Source organism: Streptomyces sp. NBC_00885, from assembly GCF_045207475.1.
GTDB lineage: Bacteria > Actinomycetota > Actinomycetes > Streptomycetales > Streptomycetaceae > Streptomyces.
Genome location: NZ_CP108796.1, coordinates 3,627,332 through 3,640,355 on the forward strand (window position 1 = coordinate 3,627,332; position 13,024 = coordinate 3,640,355).

Annotated in this window: 14 protein-coding genes; 6 read left to right on the forward strand and 8 right to left on the reverse strand. The window is 70.2% G+C overall.

All coding sequences use genetic code 11. From position 1 onward, the window contains the following. Positions 1-34 precede the first annotated feature (34 nt). The 3 genes from OHA61_RS16230 to OHA61_RS16240 all read left to right on the forward strand — a co-directional run bounded on the left by OHA61_RS16230 (position 35) and on the right by OHA61_RS16240 (position 2,768). Complete coding sequence (locus OHA61_RS16230; RefSeq protein ID WP_406303604.1) at positions 35-1,159, forward strand: DUF5937 family protein; 1,125 nt, start codon at positions 35-37, stop codon at positions 1,157-1,159. A 155-nt stretch (positions 1,160-1,314) separates the two neighbouring features. Continuing rightward, the gene (locus OHA61_RS16235; RefSeq protein ID WP_361912529.1) at positions 1,315-1,566 is read left to right on the forward strand and encodes a hypothetical protein; all 252 of its coding nucleotides are present in this window, start codon (positions 1,315-1,317) and stop codon (positions 1,564-1,566) included. Between the two features lie 11 nt (positions 1,567-1,577). Further along, positions 1,578-2,768, forward strand: coding sequence for a flotillin family protein (locus OHA61_RS16240; RefSeq protein WP_389371362.1), 1,191 nt, complete (start codon positions 1,578-1,580; stop codon positions 2,766-2,768). A gap of 67 nt (positions 2,769-2,835) precedes the next feature. Here the strand turns inward: OHA61_RS16240 and OHA61_RS16245 are convergent, their stop codons facing one another. The 3 genes from OHA61_RS16245 to OHA61_RS16255 are packed head-to-tail and all read right to left on the reverse strand — an operon-like array spanning position 2,836 to position 5,361. Then, complete coding sequence (locus OHA61_RS16245; protein WP_406303605.1) at positions 2,836-3,438, reverse strand: AAA family ATPase; 603 nt, start codon at positions 3,436-3,438, stop codon at positions 2,836-2,838. Positions 3,439-3,442: 4 nt separating this feature from the next. Further along, positions 3,443-4,120, reverse strand: a complete 678-nt coding sequence (locus tag OHA61_RS16250) for a response regulator (RefSeq protein WP_406303606.1) — start codon at positions 4,118-4,120, stop codon at positions 3,443-3,445. A gap of 41 nt (positions 4,121-4,161) precedes the next feature. Next, positions 4,162-5,361: a sensor histidine kinase gene (locus tag OHA61_RS16255; protein ID WP_324988037.1), complete on the reverse strand. Its 1,200-nt coding sequence runs from the start codon at positions 5,359-5,361 to the stop codon at positions 4,162-4,164. 99 nt (positions 5,362-5,460) lie between these two features. Here OHA61_RS16255 and OHA61_RS16260 point away from each other — a divergent pair, with 99 nt between their 5' ends. Beyond that, positions 5,461-6,414: an SAM-dependent methyltransferase gene (locus OHA61_RS16260; protein ID WP_406303607.1), complete on the forward strand. Its 954-nt coding sequence runs from the start codon at positions 5,461-5,463 to the stop codon at positions 6,412-6,414. A 53-nt stretch (positions 6,415-6,467) separates the two neighbouring features. After that, a complete protein-coding gene (locus tag OHA61_RS16265; RefSeq protein WP_406303608.1) occupies positions 6,468-7,610 on the forward strand; it encodes an NADH-quinone oxidoreductase subunit D in 1,143 nt (380 codons plus the stop codon). Between the two features lie 12 nt (positions 7,611-7,622). On the opposite strand, the gene OHA61_RS16270 is transcribed toward OHA61_RS16265, so the two are convergent. From OHA61_RS16270 to OHA61_RS16285, 4 genes are all read right to left on the reverse strand, one after another. Further along, a complete protein-coding gene (locus tag OHA61_RS16270) occupies positions 7,623-8,609 on the reverse strand; it encodes a hypothetical protein (RefSeq protein WP_406303609.1) in 987 nt (328 codons plus the stop codon). A 106-nt stretch (positions 8,610-8,715) separates the two neighbouring features. Next, entirely contained in the window at positions 8,716-9,687 is a 972-nt protein-coding gene (locus OHA61_RS16275; protein ID WP_406303610.1) for an ABC transporter substrate-binding protein, read from the reverse strand. Positions 9,688-9,709: 22 nt separating this feature from the next. Further along, positions 9,710-10,378, reverse strand: a complete 669-nt coding sequence (locus OHA61_RS16280) for an ABC transporter permease (protein WP_406303611.1) — start codon at positions 10,376-10,378, stop codon at positions 9,710-9,712. Next, the gene (locus OHA61_RS16285) at positions 10,378-11,106 is read right to left on the reverse strand and encodes an ABC transporter permease (RefSeq protein ID WP_406303612.1); all 729 of its coding nucleotides are present in this window, start codon (positions 11,104-11,106) and stop codon (positions 10,378-10,380) included. The genes OHA61_RS16280 and OHA61_RS16285 overlap by 1 nt, the downstream gene beginning before the upstream one ends. Before the next feature lie 127 nt (positions 11,107-11,233). On the opposite strand from OHA61_RS16285, the gene OHA61_RS16290 reads away from it, so the two are divergent. Next, positions 11,234-12,397, forward strand: a complete 1,164-nt coding sequence (locus OHA61_RS16290; protein ID WP_406303613.1) for an ABC transporter ATP-binding protein — start codon at positions 11,234-11,236, stop codon at positions 12,395-12,397. Positions 12,398-12,489: 92 nt separating this feature from the next. On the opposite strand, the gene OHA61_RS16295 is transcribed toward OHA61_RS16290, so the two are convergent. After that, positions 12,490-12,978: a DUF3180 domain-containing protein gene (locus OHA61_RS16295; RefSeq protein ID WP_324988017.1), complete on the reverse strand. Its 489-nt coding sequence runs from the start codon at positions 12,976-12,978 to the stop codon at positions 12,490-12,492. Positions 12,979-13,024 lie beyond the last annotated feature (46 nt).

Genomic DNA, 13,024 nt, shown 5'->3' on the forward strand with positions numbered 1-13,024 from the left:
ACCTGAGCGCACCCCGCACCATGGAGGGGTGAGCGTGAGCATCGACATCGCGGGGCTGCCCCCGGAGCGCATCGTCTTCGAGATTTCCCCCCTCGCCGAACTGGGCGTGGCGCTGCACGCGCTCGCCGAGCCCGGACACCATCCCGGGCTGCACGGCTGGGCGACGGCCACCTCCGCCGGGCTCAAGCCCGATCTCGCGGACCGGCTGCACGAGGCCGAGTTCCTGTGGCGGACCACCTTCTCGGACGTCTTCATGCCGTTCGCCGGGCTGCCCGCCTCCGCCCGTGAGCCCGGCGACAGCACCAGCGCGAGCCTCGCCGACGAGCTGGACATGCTCGACCGGCTCGACGACGAGCGGTTCGTCTCCGCCGCCCTGGAGTTCACCTGCGTCAGTACGTACGGGACGGGCGCGCCCTCGGCCCTCAGCGACCCGGTCCGCCGCGAGCGCGCCCTCGAACTCGCCGCCACCCGCGGCCCCAAGCAGCTCGACTTCACCCAGCGGCTGCTGGACGACCCCGTTTCCGTACGCGCCTGGGTGCGCCGCCTTTTCGAGGACTGCGACCAGGCGTTCTTCGCCGACACCTGGCGCCGCATCGCCACCCAGCTCGCCTCCGACGCCCGCCACAAGACCGAGCTGCTGCGCCACAGGGGCCTGGCCGAAGCGCTGCACGCCGTCTCCCCGGCACTCGCGGTGGACGAGGACCACACCCGTATCAGCGCCGACAAACTCGCGGACGGGCGTACGACCGCCGTCGACCCGGCCGTCGGCGCGGGGCTCTCCCTCATCCCGTCCAGCTTCGGCTGGCCGCATCTCATGGTGCTGCACGCGCCCGGCTGGCGGCCCGTGATCCACTACCCGGTCGGCTCGCCCGCGCTGCCGGGACCGGCCCCCGTAGAGCTGCTGAAGCTCCGGATGGAGGCGCTGGCGCACCCCATGCGCATGCGCCTGTGCCGCAACCTCGCCCGCGCCCCGTACACGACGAGCGAGCTGGCGGACACGTACGGGATCACCGCGCCCGAGGTCTCACGGCATCTGGCCGTGCTGAAGAAGGCCGGGCTGATCTCCACCCGGCGGCGCGGCCGTTACGTACTGCACCAGCTGGACGTCACCGCCGTCGCCCGCCTCGGCAGCGACTTCCTGGAGACGGTGCTCCGTTAGGTCCTGCCCGGCCGATCTTGCCGGGCCTGCTCGGACTCGTCCTCAAAGGCGACCAGGGATGCCTTGTGGATCAAACAGAGCCCCGGGGATACGCCGCCGATACCAGCGGGTCTAAGGTCTGAAATCGGGGACAGAACGATAGGAGGCGGCCGCCAGTGGCACAGGACGAGGCCGTTATCGGCTGCCCCGGAGAGCTGCTCATCGGCACACGTGGAGCGGCCGGTCCCGGCGAGATCCTGGTACGGGTCAGAGGCGGATCCGAGACGTTCCTCGCCTGGTCCGAAGAACCCCTGCCCAGGGGCGCGACCGTGCTGGTGATCGGATCCCGCGGCCATCGCCAGGTGGACGTCATCGAGTGGGCCGATCCGTTGGATGCGCTGGGCGGCGGCGCCGCCGGCGCCGGTTAAGGAGACGAAGGATGTTCGGTTACCGGGTTCCGGCCCCCGACGAGGCGATGCTGATCTCGGGAGGCAGGCGGGGTCTTGGGGGTGCGCCGTTCCGCGTGGTGACGGGCCACGGCAAGTTCGTGCTCCCGATCTTCCGCAAGACGCGCTTCCTCACCCTGTCGATGTGCGAGTCCGAGGTCACCGAGACGTGTGTCACCCGGCAGGGCATCGCACTTCACGTCCGCGCCGTGATCGCTTTCAAGGTCGGCAATGACCACGAGAGCATCATCAACGCGGGCCAGCGATTCCTCTCCGACCAGGACCAGATGTCGGTGCTGACCGGGCGGATCTTCGCCGGCCACCTGCGCGCCATCATCGGCTCGATGACGGTCGAGGAGATCGTCACCGAACGGCAGAAGCTCGCGGCCGAGGTCCTGGACACCTCGAAGACCGAGATGGCCAAGATCGGTCTGATCGTGGACTCGCTGCAGATCCAGTCGATCGACGACGGCGACACCGGCTACATCGACGCGATGTCGGCCCCGCACAAGGCGGCCATCCAGCGGCAGGCCCAGATCGCCCAGGCCCAGGCCACCCAGGCATCGGTCGAGGCGCAGCAGGTGGCCGCGCGGAACCAGGCCGAGTACGCGCGGCAGACCGCGGTGGTGAAGGCGGAGTACTCCGCGGAGGTGGAGCGCGCAGAGGCCAAGGCGGCGCAGGCCGGGCCGCTGGCGAAGGCGCACGCGCAGCAGGAGGTGCTCGCCGCGCAGACCGAACTGGCCCAGCGTGCGGCCCAGCTCCGCCAGCAGGAGCTGATGGCCGAGATCGTCAAGCCGGCGGAGGCCGAGGCCGAGCGGATCAGGGTGCTGGCCCTGGCCGAGGCGGAGCGGATGAAGATCCAGGCCGAAGCCGCCGCCTCGCACGACCGGGTGGCGCTGGACCGGATGCTGATCGACCAGCTGCCGCTCATCGTGAAGGAGGCGGCGGGCGGCCTCGCGGGGGCCAATGTCAATGTGCTCAACGGCGCCGACGGCCTCGGTGAGATCGCGGCGGGCCTGGTCGGCCAGGGGCTGACGATCCTGGACTCGGTCAGGCAGAACCTGAGCGGTTCCGATCAGCGCCCTCAGAAGCCGGAGCAGGCCGACGGCAGGCTCGGTCTTCCGGGACGCTCGGCGCCCGACAAGGGCACGGACAAGAAGGACGGCCCGGTCGTCATCGACTAGGAAGCCCCAGGGCCGGCCTGTCCGGCCGATCAGGGCGCGAGCCCGGCAGGATCGGCCGGACGGGACCTTATTCGAAGCGGATGTGCCGCAGGCCGATCCGGATGCGGCGCAGCCGGTGCCGCAATGCCCCGTCCGTGTTCGGCTCCAGCGTCAGCCCCGCCGACTGAGCGATCCGGTCCGCCACTTGAGGCACGCTCACCCGGTCGGTGTGGACGTGCTCGGCGAACTGCGGCCCGCGCAAACGCTCCAGACACAGGTCCAGCCGCCGCACGGCGAAGCTCTCGCGCCCGAGTCCGCGGCCAAGCCCCCGCTCGGTGAGCCGCCGCAGCACGGTCTCGCGTTCGGCGAGCAGTGCGAAGTGGTGCACCTCGTGTCCGGCCTCGCGCAGCCTGCCCACCGTCTCCTCGAAGTACGCCGGTTCAATCAGCGTCATGGGGGCGATCACCACGCCTTCGTACGAGCGCAGGCTCAGATCGAGCACCTCGTACACGCCCTGCCGCCAGGCGGCCAAGTCCTGGAAGTCGCCCCGTAGTTGCGGCGGCGCCATCCGGTGCAGACCGAAGCCGACATGCTCCGGATCGCAGACGACGCTGCCCGGCAGGCGTCGCTTCAGCTCGTACGCGGTCTGGGTCTTGCCGCCCCCGAACGGGCCGTTGATCCAGAGCAGCATCGCGTCAGAACGCCTGTCCGCCGCCCGCCCGCACCAGGCCGGTCTCGTACGCCAGCACCACCACCTGGACCCGGTCCCGCAGGCCCAGCTTGGTGAGGATGCGGCCCACATGGGTCTTGACCGTGGCTTCGGAGAGCACCAGGCGCGCGGCGATCTCGCCGTTGGACAGGCCCTGGGCGACCAGCATCATCACCTCGCGCTCGCGCTCGGTGAGCCGCTCCAGCTCCTTGTGCTGCGGCTCGTTCACGCTGCTCGGCAGCATCGGCGAGAAGCGGTCGAGCAGCCTGCGGGTCGTGGACGGCGCGACCACCGCGTCGCCGCTGTGCACCGAGCGGATCGCGCTGAGCAGTTCGGCGGGCGGCACGTCCTTGAGCATGAAGCCGCTGGCGCCCGCCTTCAGCCCGGAGAAGGCGTACTCGTCCAGGTCGAAGGTGGTCAGGATCAGCACCTTGGGCGCGTTCGACTCGGCGCAGATCCGGCGCGTGGCCTCGACCCCGTCCAGCCTCGGCATGCGTACGTCCATCAGCACCACGTCCACGGCCGTGGAGCGGAGGTTCTCGATCGCCTCGGCGCCGTCGCCCGCCTCCGCGACGACCTCCATGTCCGGCTGGGCGGCGAGCACCATGCGGAATCCAGTGCGCAGCAGCATCTGATCGTCGACGAGCATCACGCGGATGGACATGTCAGTCGGTTCCTCGGTCTCTTGTGGGCGGGCCTTGCGACCTAGTGGGCGGGCTTGAGGGGAAGCAGTGCGCTGATCCGGAAGCCGCCGCCGGGCCGCGGCCCCGCGTCGAGCGTGCCGCCGACCATACCGACGCGCTCGCGCATGCCGATCATGCCGTGGCCCTTTCCGTCGGCTCCGCCGTCCTCGTACAGCTCGTGCGCCGAACCGCGGCCGTCGTCCTCCACCAGCAGGCCGAGGCCGTCGTCGAAGTAGACCAGCCGCACACTGGCGCCGGCTTCGGGGCCGCCGTGTTTGCGGGTGTTGGTCAGCGCCTCCTGGACGATGCGGTACGCGGTGAGCTCGACGCCGCTCGGCAGTGGCCGCGGTGTGCCCTCGATCTTGAAGTCGACGGTCAGGCCCGCGCGGCGCACCTGCTCGACCAGGTCCTCGATCTGCTGCACATCGGGCTGCGGGACGTACTCCCCGCTCTCGGGGGCGTCGCCGGTGCGCAGGACGCCGAGCAGCCGGCGCATCTCCGCGAGCGCCTGGCGGCCGGTGGAGGAGATGGTCTCCAGCGCCTGCTTGGCCTGGTCGGGGGCGGCATCGAGCACGTACGCGGCGCCGTCCGCCTGCACGACCATCACCGAGACGTTGTGCGCGACGACGTCGTGCAGCTCGCGGGCGATCCGCGCCCGTTCCGCCGCGACGGCGACCTTCGCCTGCGCCTCGCGCTCCTTCTCCAGCCGGGTCGCCCGCTCTTCGAGCTGGGCGAAGTACGCCCGCCGGGTGCGTATCGAGTCGCCGAGCACCCAGGCGAGGGCGAAGGGCACTGTCATGACGATCGTGACGAAGATCCTTCCGCCGACGCCGCCCTCCCCCTCCGGCCAGCGCAGCTGCGCCAGGGTGGCCGCGGACAGCCCTCCGGCGAGCGCGAGACGGGACGTCCAGCGCGCCCCGTCATGGGCGGCGACGGTGTAGATGATCACGAGCATCGCGAAGTCGCCCGGGTTGACATCGACGTCGAGCGCGAGCTGGGCGGCGCCCAGTAGCGCGGCGAGGATCAGCATCTTCTCCGGCATCCGGCGGCGAAGAGCCACCACCACGCTCAGCAGGAGAACGATGAATCCCGCCGACCACTGGGGCTGGGCCCCGATCGGCACGTCGATCACCCACAGCATGGAGAAACCGAAGAGCACGACAGCCCAGAAGGTGTCGACGCCCGTCGGGTGTCTGCGGATGAAGTCATAGAGGCGCTGCACGTAACCCAGAGTAGGGAAAGCAGATAGGTGCAGGGGTCAACCGGAGGAGCGATCCGGGCGGCCGGGGCGTACTCCCCAAGGTGGAGACTTGTGCGCGTGATGGATGACGTGACTGATGAGACGTGTCAGTGGAGGGGCTGGCGGGAAGCCGCTCAGGCCGCGCTCTACGGCCCGGGCGGCTTCTATCTGCGGCCCGAGGGACCTGCCGGGCACTTCCGTACGTCCGTGCACGCCTCGCCCCTGTTCGCCTCGGCAGTCGCCCGTCTGCTGACCTCACTCGAACTCGACGACATGGCACTCGTCGACGTCGGCGCGGGCCGCGGTGAACTCCTCACCGGCGTACTGGCCGCGCTCCCCGCCGGCTTCCCGGTCCGGGCGTACGCCGTCGAACAGGCCCCCCGGCCCGCCGCTCTGGACCCGCGCATCGAGTGGTGCGCCGAGCCGCCCGCCGACGTGAGCGGTCTCCTCTTCGCGAACGAATGGCTGGACAACGTCCCGGTGGACATCGCCGAGGCCGACCCGGACGGGGTGGCGCGCTACGTCCTCGTACGCCCGGACGGCACCGAGCGCCTCGGCTCCCCCGTCGACGGCGCCGACGCGACCTGGCTGGCGCGCTGGTGGCCGCTGACCGAGCCCGGAACGCGGGCGGAGATCGGGCGCCCGCGCGACGAGGCGTGGGCGTCGGCGGTGGGCACGCTGCGGGCGGGCCTCGCCGTGGCGGTCGACTACGCGCACACGGCCGGGTCCCGGCCGCCGTTCGGCACGCTGACGGGCTTCCGCGCGGGCCGCGAGGTGCGCCCGGTCCCGGACGGCAGCTGCGACATCACGGCGCACGTGGCTCTGGACTCCTGCGCACTGCCGGGCGCGGAACTGCGCACCCAGCGGGATGCACTGCGCGACCTGGGCCTCAACGGCGAACGCCCGCCCCTGTCCCAGGCATCGTCGAACCCGGCGGCTTACGTCCGTGCCCTGGCCTCGGCGAGCGAGGCGGCGGAACTGACGGCCCGCGGCGGCCTCGGCGACTTCGGCTGGCTGGTGCAGCGCATCCGGTGACCGGGGTCCGGGGCCGAGCCCCGGATGCTCACCCCACAAGGGATACTGGCCGCATGACGGAGACGACGGTCGGCATCGGCGGCGCGGCGGAGAGCACCGACATGGTGCTCAACATCGGCCCCCAGCACCCCTCCACCCACGGCGTCCTCCGCCTGCGCCTCGTCCTCGACGGCGAGCGCATCCAGCACGCCGAGCCGGTCATCGGCTATATGCACCGCGGCGCCGAGAAGCTCTTCGAGGCGCGCGACTACCGCCAGATCGTCATGCTGGCCAACCGCCACGACTGGCTCTCCGCCTTCTCCAACGAGCTCGGCGTCGTCATGGCCGTCGAGCGCATGCTCGGCATGGAGGTCCCGGAGCGCGCGGTCTGGACCCGTACGCTCCTCGCCGAGCTCAACCGGGTGCTGAACCACCTGATGTTCCTCGGGTCGTATCCCCTCGAACTGGGCGGAATCACCCCGATCTTCCACGCCTTCCGCGAGCGCGAAGAGCTCCAGCACGTCATGGAGGAGGTCTCCGGCGGCCGGATGCACTACATGTTCAACCGGGTCGGCGGCCTCAAGGAGGACCTCCCGGCGGGCTGGCTCGGCCGGGCCCGGCACGCCGTCGCGGAGCTCAAGTCGCGAATGGACGTGTACGACCGCCTCGTCCTCGGCAACGAGATCTTCCGCGGCCGTACGCGCGGCGTGGGGGTGCTCCCGGCCGAGGCGGTGCACGCCTTCGGAGTGAGCGGCCCGATCGCCCGCGCGTCCGGTGTCGACTTCGATCTGCGGCGCGACGAGCCGTACCTCGCGTACGGGGAGCTGCAGGACACCCTCAAGGTCGTCACGCGCGCGGACGGCGACTGCCTGGCCCGCTTCGAGGTGCTGCTCGATCAGACGCACAACGCGCTGGAGCTGGCGGACGCCTGCCTGGACCGGATCGCGGACCTGCCGCCCGGCCCGATCAACCAGCGGCTGCCGAAGGTGCTGAAGGCTCCCGAGGGCCACACCTACGCCTGGACCGAGAACCCCCTCGGGATCAACGGCTACTACCTGGTCTCCAAGGGCGAGAAGACGCCCTACCGGCTCAAGCTGCGCTCGGCGTCGTACAACAACATCCAGGCGCTGACCGTGCTGCTGCCGGGCACGCTGGTCGCCGACATGGTCGCGATCCTGGGATCGCTGTTCTTCGTCGTCGGAGACATCGACAAGTAGGCGAGGGGCCGGTCAGCTGACCGCGTCGCGCAGCTCGACCACGTCCAGCGTCTCCGTTTCGTCGTGTGCGGTCAGGTCGATGACCTTTCCGACGGCACGGGAGTCCGCCGGATGCTCCGCGGCCATGGCCTCCTCGCCCACCACATCGGCGAGATCCTCGTTCTGCACGGCCTCGATCGCCTTCTGCGCACCAGCGGCCTCGGCCGTACCGAAGAAGTCGAAGCCACCCTCGGGGCGCTTGACGGGGCGACGCTGCGGGCCGTACGGAACGATCGCGGTGGCCGCGGGAACGGGGCGACGGGCGGGAGAGGCGGACGTCGGGCGGGTGTGCTGCTCTGCCCCGGCGACCGCCGCGTGCTTCCCCTGCGGCTCGTCCGCCTCACGGGACCGCTCGGCCAGATCCCGGGCGCGGGCCTCCTCGACGGTTCGCTTCGCCTCCTGGGCCGCGGCATTGCGGGACAGCTCGTCCAGCGCCTTGTTGGCTCGCAGAAAGGTCGCCGGGGTGGGCGTGGTCCCCGCCGGGGGCAGCGCCTTGACCGGGGACGCGGCTTCCAGCGCGAGCTGCCGGCGGTCCTCCAGGACACCGGCCCGCTCGGTCTCGGCGGTCGCGTAACGCCGCAGGAGGGCGGCGTGCTCACCGCGGAGCGCCGCCAGCTCGACGCGCTTGGCGCGCAGCTTCGCATCGAGCTTGGCACGCAGCTCGCGCGATTCGTCGATGTCGGTTTCGAGTTCGGCTATGCGTTCCTCGGTCTTCCACGCGTCGCTCGCGCGGGCGCGGGTGAGCTCCGCGACGCGGCGACCCGCGGAACGGTCCCAACTGCGCATGAGGACCGCGCCGGTCACGGCCGCGGCCGTCGCCGCGATGACCAGCGAACGGAGCATGACCGGCTCGTTGAGAAACCACGCGCCGGCGGCACACAGAACCGACGCTCCGGCGACCGCCGAGGGCGGCAGCAGCCTGTGAAGGGGTGGGGAATGGCGGTGGCGTCCACGTGGCATGGCCCGAAATTTACCCTGCGTAGACGCCGAATGGGGTGTCGGCCCGGCAAATCTCTCGTTCAAGAACGCCGGGCCGCACCGCCGCCACTTCCAAGGCGGCTTCTCGCTACTTCTTGAGCAGGCCCTTCGACTCCAGATATGCCTTCGCCGCGTCCTCGGGCTTCGCGCGCTCCGCGTCCACCTTGCGGTTCAGCTCGGCGAGATCCTCGGTGGTCAGCACCTTGGTGAGCTTGTCGAGTACGTCGGCTATCTCCTTGGAACCCGCGTCCTTGGCATTGACCACCGGCAGGACGTTGTCGGCGTTCTGGAGCTTCTTGTCGTCCTCAAGGAAGACCAGGCCGTCAAGCACCGCGTCCGTGGTCGTGGTCAGCACCAGCTGGTCGGCGCCGTCCTTGACCGCCTGCTTGGACTGGGGAGTGCCCACGCCCTTGGGATCGATGCCCGCGACATCAATGCCGTACGTCTTCTTCAGTCCCGGCGCGCAGAAGGGCCGCACCTCGCACTCGTCGCCCGCCGCGATCTTCACCTTGAGCTTCGACTTCCCGAGGTCGGAAAGCGTCGTGAGCTTGTTCTTCTCGGCGAATTCCTTGCTCACCGCGAAGGCGTTCTGGTCGACGGCCGCACCGGCCGGCAGCACCTTCAGCCCGCGCGGCTCGGCAAGCTTGGTGAGAGCCGCGACGGTGGCCGTGACATCGCCGGACGCGACCGGCTTCTCGTCGGGCGCCTTCGGGCCGTTCACCTTCGCATTGAGGAATTCGGCGATCGTCGCCGCGTATTCCGGTACGACGTCTATCTCGCCCTTCTCCAGGGAGGGCTCGTACAGCTCACGGTTCTTCACCGTGGTGATCGAGGTCTTGTATCCGGCGTCGCCCAGGATCTGTGCGTAGAGCTCGGCGAGCACCTTGGACTCGGTGAAGGACGCGGCGCCGATGACGAGCGTGCCCTTCTTGTCCGAGCCGCCGCCCGGAGCCGAGCCGCCTTTCTCCTTCTCCAGGCTGTCGCCGCCGCATGCGGCGAGAGAACCCGTCAGGGCCACCACACCGAGTACAGCACCCGCGATGCGCGAGGTCTTGATCATCAGGTTCTCCGTCCAAGTGTTGTCACACGGTCTTACGGAGGGGGCTGAGCAGCCGGTCGGCCGCCACCAGCACCCCCTCGACAAACAGCGCGAGCAGCGCCGCGAGGAGCGCGCCCGCCACCACCTGCGGGGTGTTGTACGTGTTGAATCCCGCGGTTATGATCCGGCCCAGGCCGCCCTGGCCCACCATCGAGGCGATCGTGGCCGTGGCCACCACCTGGACGGCGGCCGACCTGAGCCCGGTCATGAGCAGGGGGTAGGCGAGGGGCAGTTCGACCCGGAAGAAGAGCTGGCCGCCCGACATGCCCATCCCCCGCGCGGCCTCGACCACCGCCCGGTCCACCTCCCGCATCCCCACATAGGCGTTGGTCAGCAGCGGCGGCACGGCGAACAGCACCAGGGCGATGATCGTCGGCAGATAACCGGCGCTGCGCAGCGGCGTGAGCATGAAGAGCGCGAGGACGGCGAAGACCGGAATCGCCCGGCCCGCGTTGGAGATGTTGACCGCGAGCGCGCCGCCCCTGCCCAGATGCCCCAGCCACAGCGCGATCGGCAGGGCGATCGCGCAGGCCAGCGCCAGGGACACCCCGCTGACGTACACATGCTCGCCCAGCCGGTGCCAGGCACCGCTCTCCCCCGACCAGTTGGAGCCGGTGGTGAGCCACGTCCACGCGTCGGCGAGGACTTCCATCAGACCGCCACCTTCACCTTCGGCGCCGGCGCCGCGGCCGGTTTCGCCGTGCGTATTCGGGTCCAGGGGGTGAGCAGCCGCTGCAGGCCGAGCAGCAGCAGATCAGCGACGGCCGCGAGCAGCACACAGAGCACGGACGCGGTCAGCACCTGCGCCTTGAAGGTGGTCTGCACCCCGTCGTCGATGAGATTGCCCAGACCTCCCTTGCCGACCAGGGCCCCGACCGTCGTCAGCGCGATCGTCGAGACGGTCGCTATGCGCAGGCCCGCCATCAACGCCGGCAGCGCGAGAGGCAGTTCGACCTCCCAGAGCAGCCGCCCCGGGCCGTACCCCATCCCGCGCGCGGCTTCCCGCGCCTCGCCCGGCACCGCTTCGAGCCCCGCCATGATGTTCCGTACGAGAATGGTGAGCGAGTAGAGCACCAGGCCGGTGACCACCAGCGCGGCCGACAGTCCGAAGACGGGCAGCAGCAGCGAGAACATCGCCAGCGACGGAATGGTGTAGAGCAGGGTCGTCAGCCCCAGGACCGGGCCCGCGAACCGCGGTTTGGCACGCGCGAGCAGAGCCAGCGGAAAGGCCACGGCAAGGCCGATGAGGACGGACACCACGGTGATCGAGACATGCTGGATCGTCGCGTCGGTCAACTCCTGGCTGCGGGTGCGCAGATACTCCCCGCAGATCCAGTCATTGGCCGCCAGACAGCTCTGCGCAGCCAATTGCGAACTCATGCACCCCACCTCCCCAGCAGTGCCGAACGTATGTCTGGCGACCATATCCCTGAGCACTGACAATCGCCGAGGGCCGCCACAGTGCAGCAACATGGCCTTCACACAACACCCGTCACAATGGGGAATCATGATCCGATTCGAACACGTCACCAAGCGGTACCCGGACGGAACGACAGCGGTCGACGACCTGTCGTTCGAGGTCGCCGAGGGCGAACTGGTCACGCTCGTCGGGCCGTCCGGCTGCGGCAAGACCACCACCATGAAGATGGTCAATCGCCTGATCGAGCCGAGCAGCGGCCGGATATACCTCGACGGGGAGGACATATCCGCCATCGACCCGGTCCAACTGCGCCGCCGAATCGGCTATGTGATCCAGCAGGTCGGACTGTTCCCCCACAAAACGGTCCTGGAGAATGTCGCGACAGTCCCGCATCTCCTCGGCTGGAAGCGCGGCAAGGGCCGCGAGCGCGCCGCCGAACTCCTTGATCTGGTGGGCCTGGACCCGTCGGTGTACGGCGAGCGCTACCCCGAGCAGCTCTCCGGCGGGCAGCGCCAGCGCGTGGGCGTGGCCCGGGCACTGGCCGCCGACCCGCCCGTGCTGCTGATGGACGAGCCGTTCGGCGCGGTCGACCCGGTGGTGCGCGAGCATCTGCAGAACGAGTTCCTCAGGCTCCAGTCCCAGGTCCGCAAGACCGTGCTCTTCGTCACCCACGACATCGAGGAAGCCGTACGCCTCGGCGACCGTATCGCCGTCTACGGACAGGGGCGCATCGAGCAGTTCGACGCACCGGCCGCGGTCCTCGGCACCCCGGCCACCGACTATGTCGCGGACTTCGTCGGCGCGGACCGCGGTCTCAAGCGGCTGTCGGTCACCCCCATCGAGGAGAGCGATCTGGACCAGCCGCCCGTCGTCCGTCTCGATGACCCGCTGCCCCGCGAGATCGGCTCCCGCTGGGCCGTCGTACTGGACGGATCGGGCGACCTGCACGGCTGGATCTCGGCCGAGCAGGCACAGCAGAAGGGCTCCGTGCGCGAACACGCCCGCCGGATGGAGGCCTGGCTGCCCGTCGGCGCATCGCTCAAGCAGGCCTTCGCCACGATGCTCCAGCACGACGCGGGCTGGATCGCGGTGATCGACAAGGAGGAGACCGGGCGTTTCCTCGGGGTGCTCACCCCGGCCCGGCTGCACGAGGCGCTGCGCCGCTCGATCGACGCGGACGCGCAGGACATCCCGCGTACGGAAGTCACGCTGGAGACGATCGAGACGGTCCCGGCCGTGACGAAGCTCTGAGGAAGGTGCCGCGGGGAGCGAAGCCGCATCGGAGAGCGAAGCCGGCCCAGGAGGCGCCAGGGAGAAGCGCTGGCCCCGGGAGCGAAGCTGCCTCAGAGAGCCGTCGGGGCCGCGCCGGTCCCGTTGTCCTCGTCCTCGGGGAGTTTGCAGACCCGCTCGAGGAAGAACGCCGCCGCGATCACGCCGATGCCCGCCACCACCGAGAAGCCCGCGTAGATCGCCTGGTCCCGGCGGGCCGGAATGTCCAGGGAGCCGAGCAGGTAGACGCCCGTACCGCCGTACATGCCCGCCACCAGCGCCGCCACCAGCGCGCTCGCCTGGCCGAAGACCACCGCTCGGGCCGCCATCAGCGGCTCCACGCCCTTCGCACCCGGGCGGCGTTCGCGCTGGGCCCGCAGGCGGGCGCGGAGGGAGAGTGCCGTCGCCGTGAGGATGACCGCGATCACCGCCAGCACGATCGGCGCGGCCAGCGGCACCTTCGGCAGGGTGCCGAAGGCTTCCCACAGGCGGGCGCCGGCCCACGACAGCACGCCCGCCGCGGCGAAGAGACCGGCCAGTACACCGAGCCGTAGTTGCTTCACCGAGAGTGCCGCCCTTCACCTGTCCTGCGTATCCGAAGAGCCTAAC

What these genes read in the sequence shown, in the direction of transcription:
- OHA61_RS16270 (WP_406303609.1), bottom strand. Translation starts at nt 8,609, where the DNA reads ATGCCACGTGGACGCCACCGCCATTCCCCACCCCTTCACAGGCTGCTG.
- OHA61_RS16280 (WP_406303611.1), bottom strand. Translation starts at nt 10,378, where the DNA reads ATGGAAGTCCTCGCCGACGCGTGGACGTGGCTCACCACCGGCTCCAAC.
- OHA61_RS16250 (WP_406303606.1), bottom strand. Translation starts at nt 4,120, where the DNA reads ATGTCCATCCGCGTGATGCTCGTCGACGATCAGATGCTGCTGCGCACT.
- OHA61_RS16290 (WP_406303613.1), top strand. Translation starts at nt 11,234, where the DNA reads ATGATCCGATTCGAACACGTCACCAAGCGGTACCCGGACGGAACGACA.
- OHA61_RS16245 (WP_406303605.1), bottom strand. Translation starts at nt 3,438, where the DNA reads ATGCTGCTCTGGATCAACGGCCCGTTCGGGGGCGGCAAGACCCAGACC.
- OHA61_RS16265 (WP_406303608.1), top strand. Translation starts at nt 6,468, where the DNA reads ATGACGGAGACGACGGTCGGCATCGGCGGCGCGGCGGAGAGCACCGAC.
- OHA61_RS16260 (WP_406303607.1), top strand. Translation starts at nt 5,461, where the DNA reads ATGGATGACGTGACTGATGAGACGTGTCAGTGGAGGGGCTGGCGGGAA.
- OHA61_RS16240 (WP_389371362.1), top strand. Translation starts at nt 1,578, where the DNA reads ATGTTCGGTTACCGGGTTCCGGCCCCCGACGAGGCGATGCTGATCTCG.
- OHA61_RS16285 (WP_406303612.1), bottom strand. Translation starts at nt 11,106, where the DNA reads ATGAGTTCGCAATTGGCTGCGCAGAGCTGTCTGGCGGCCAATGACTGG.
- OHA61_RS16275 (WP_406303610.1), bottom strand. Translation starts at nt 9,687, where the DNA reads ATGATCAAGACCTCGCGCATCGCGGGTGCTGTACTCGGTGTGGTGGCC.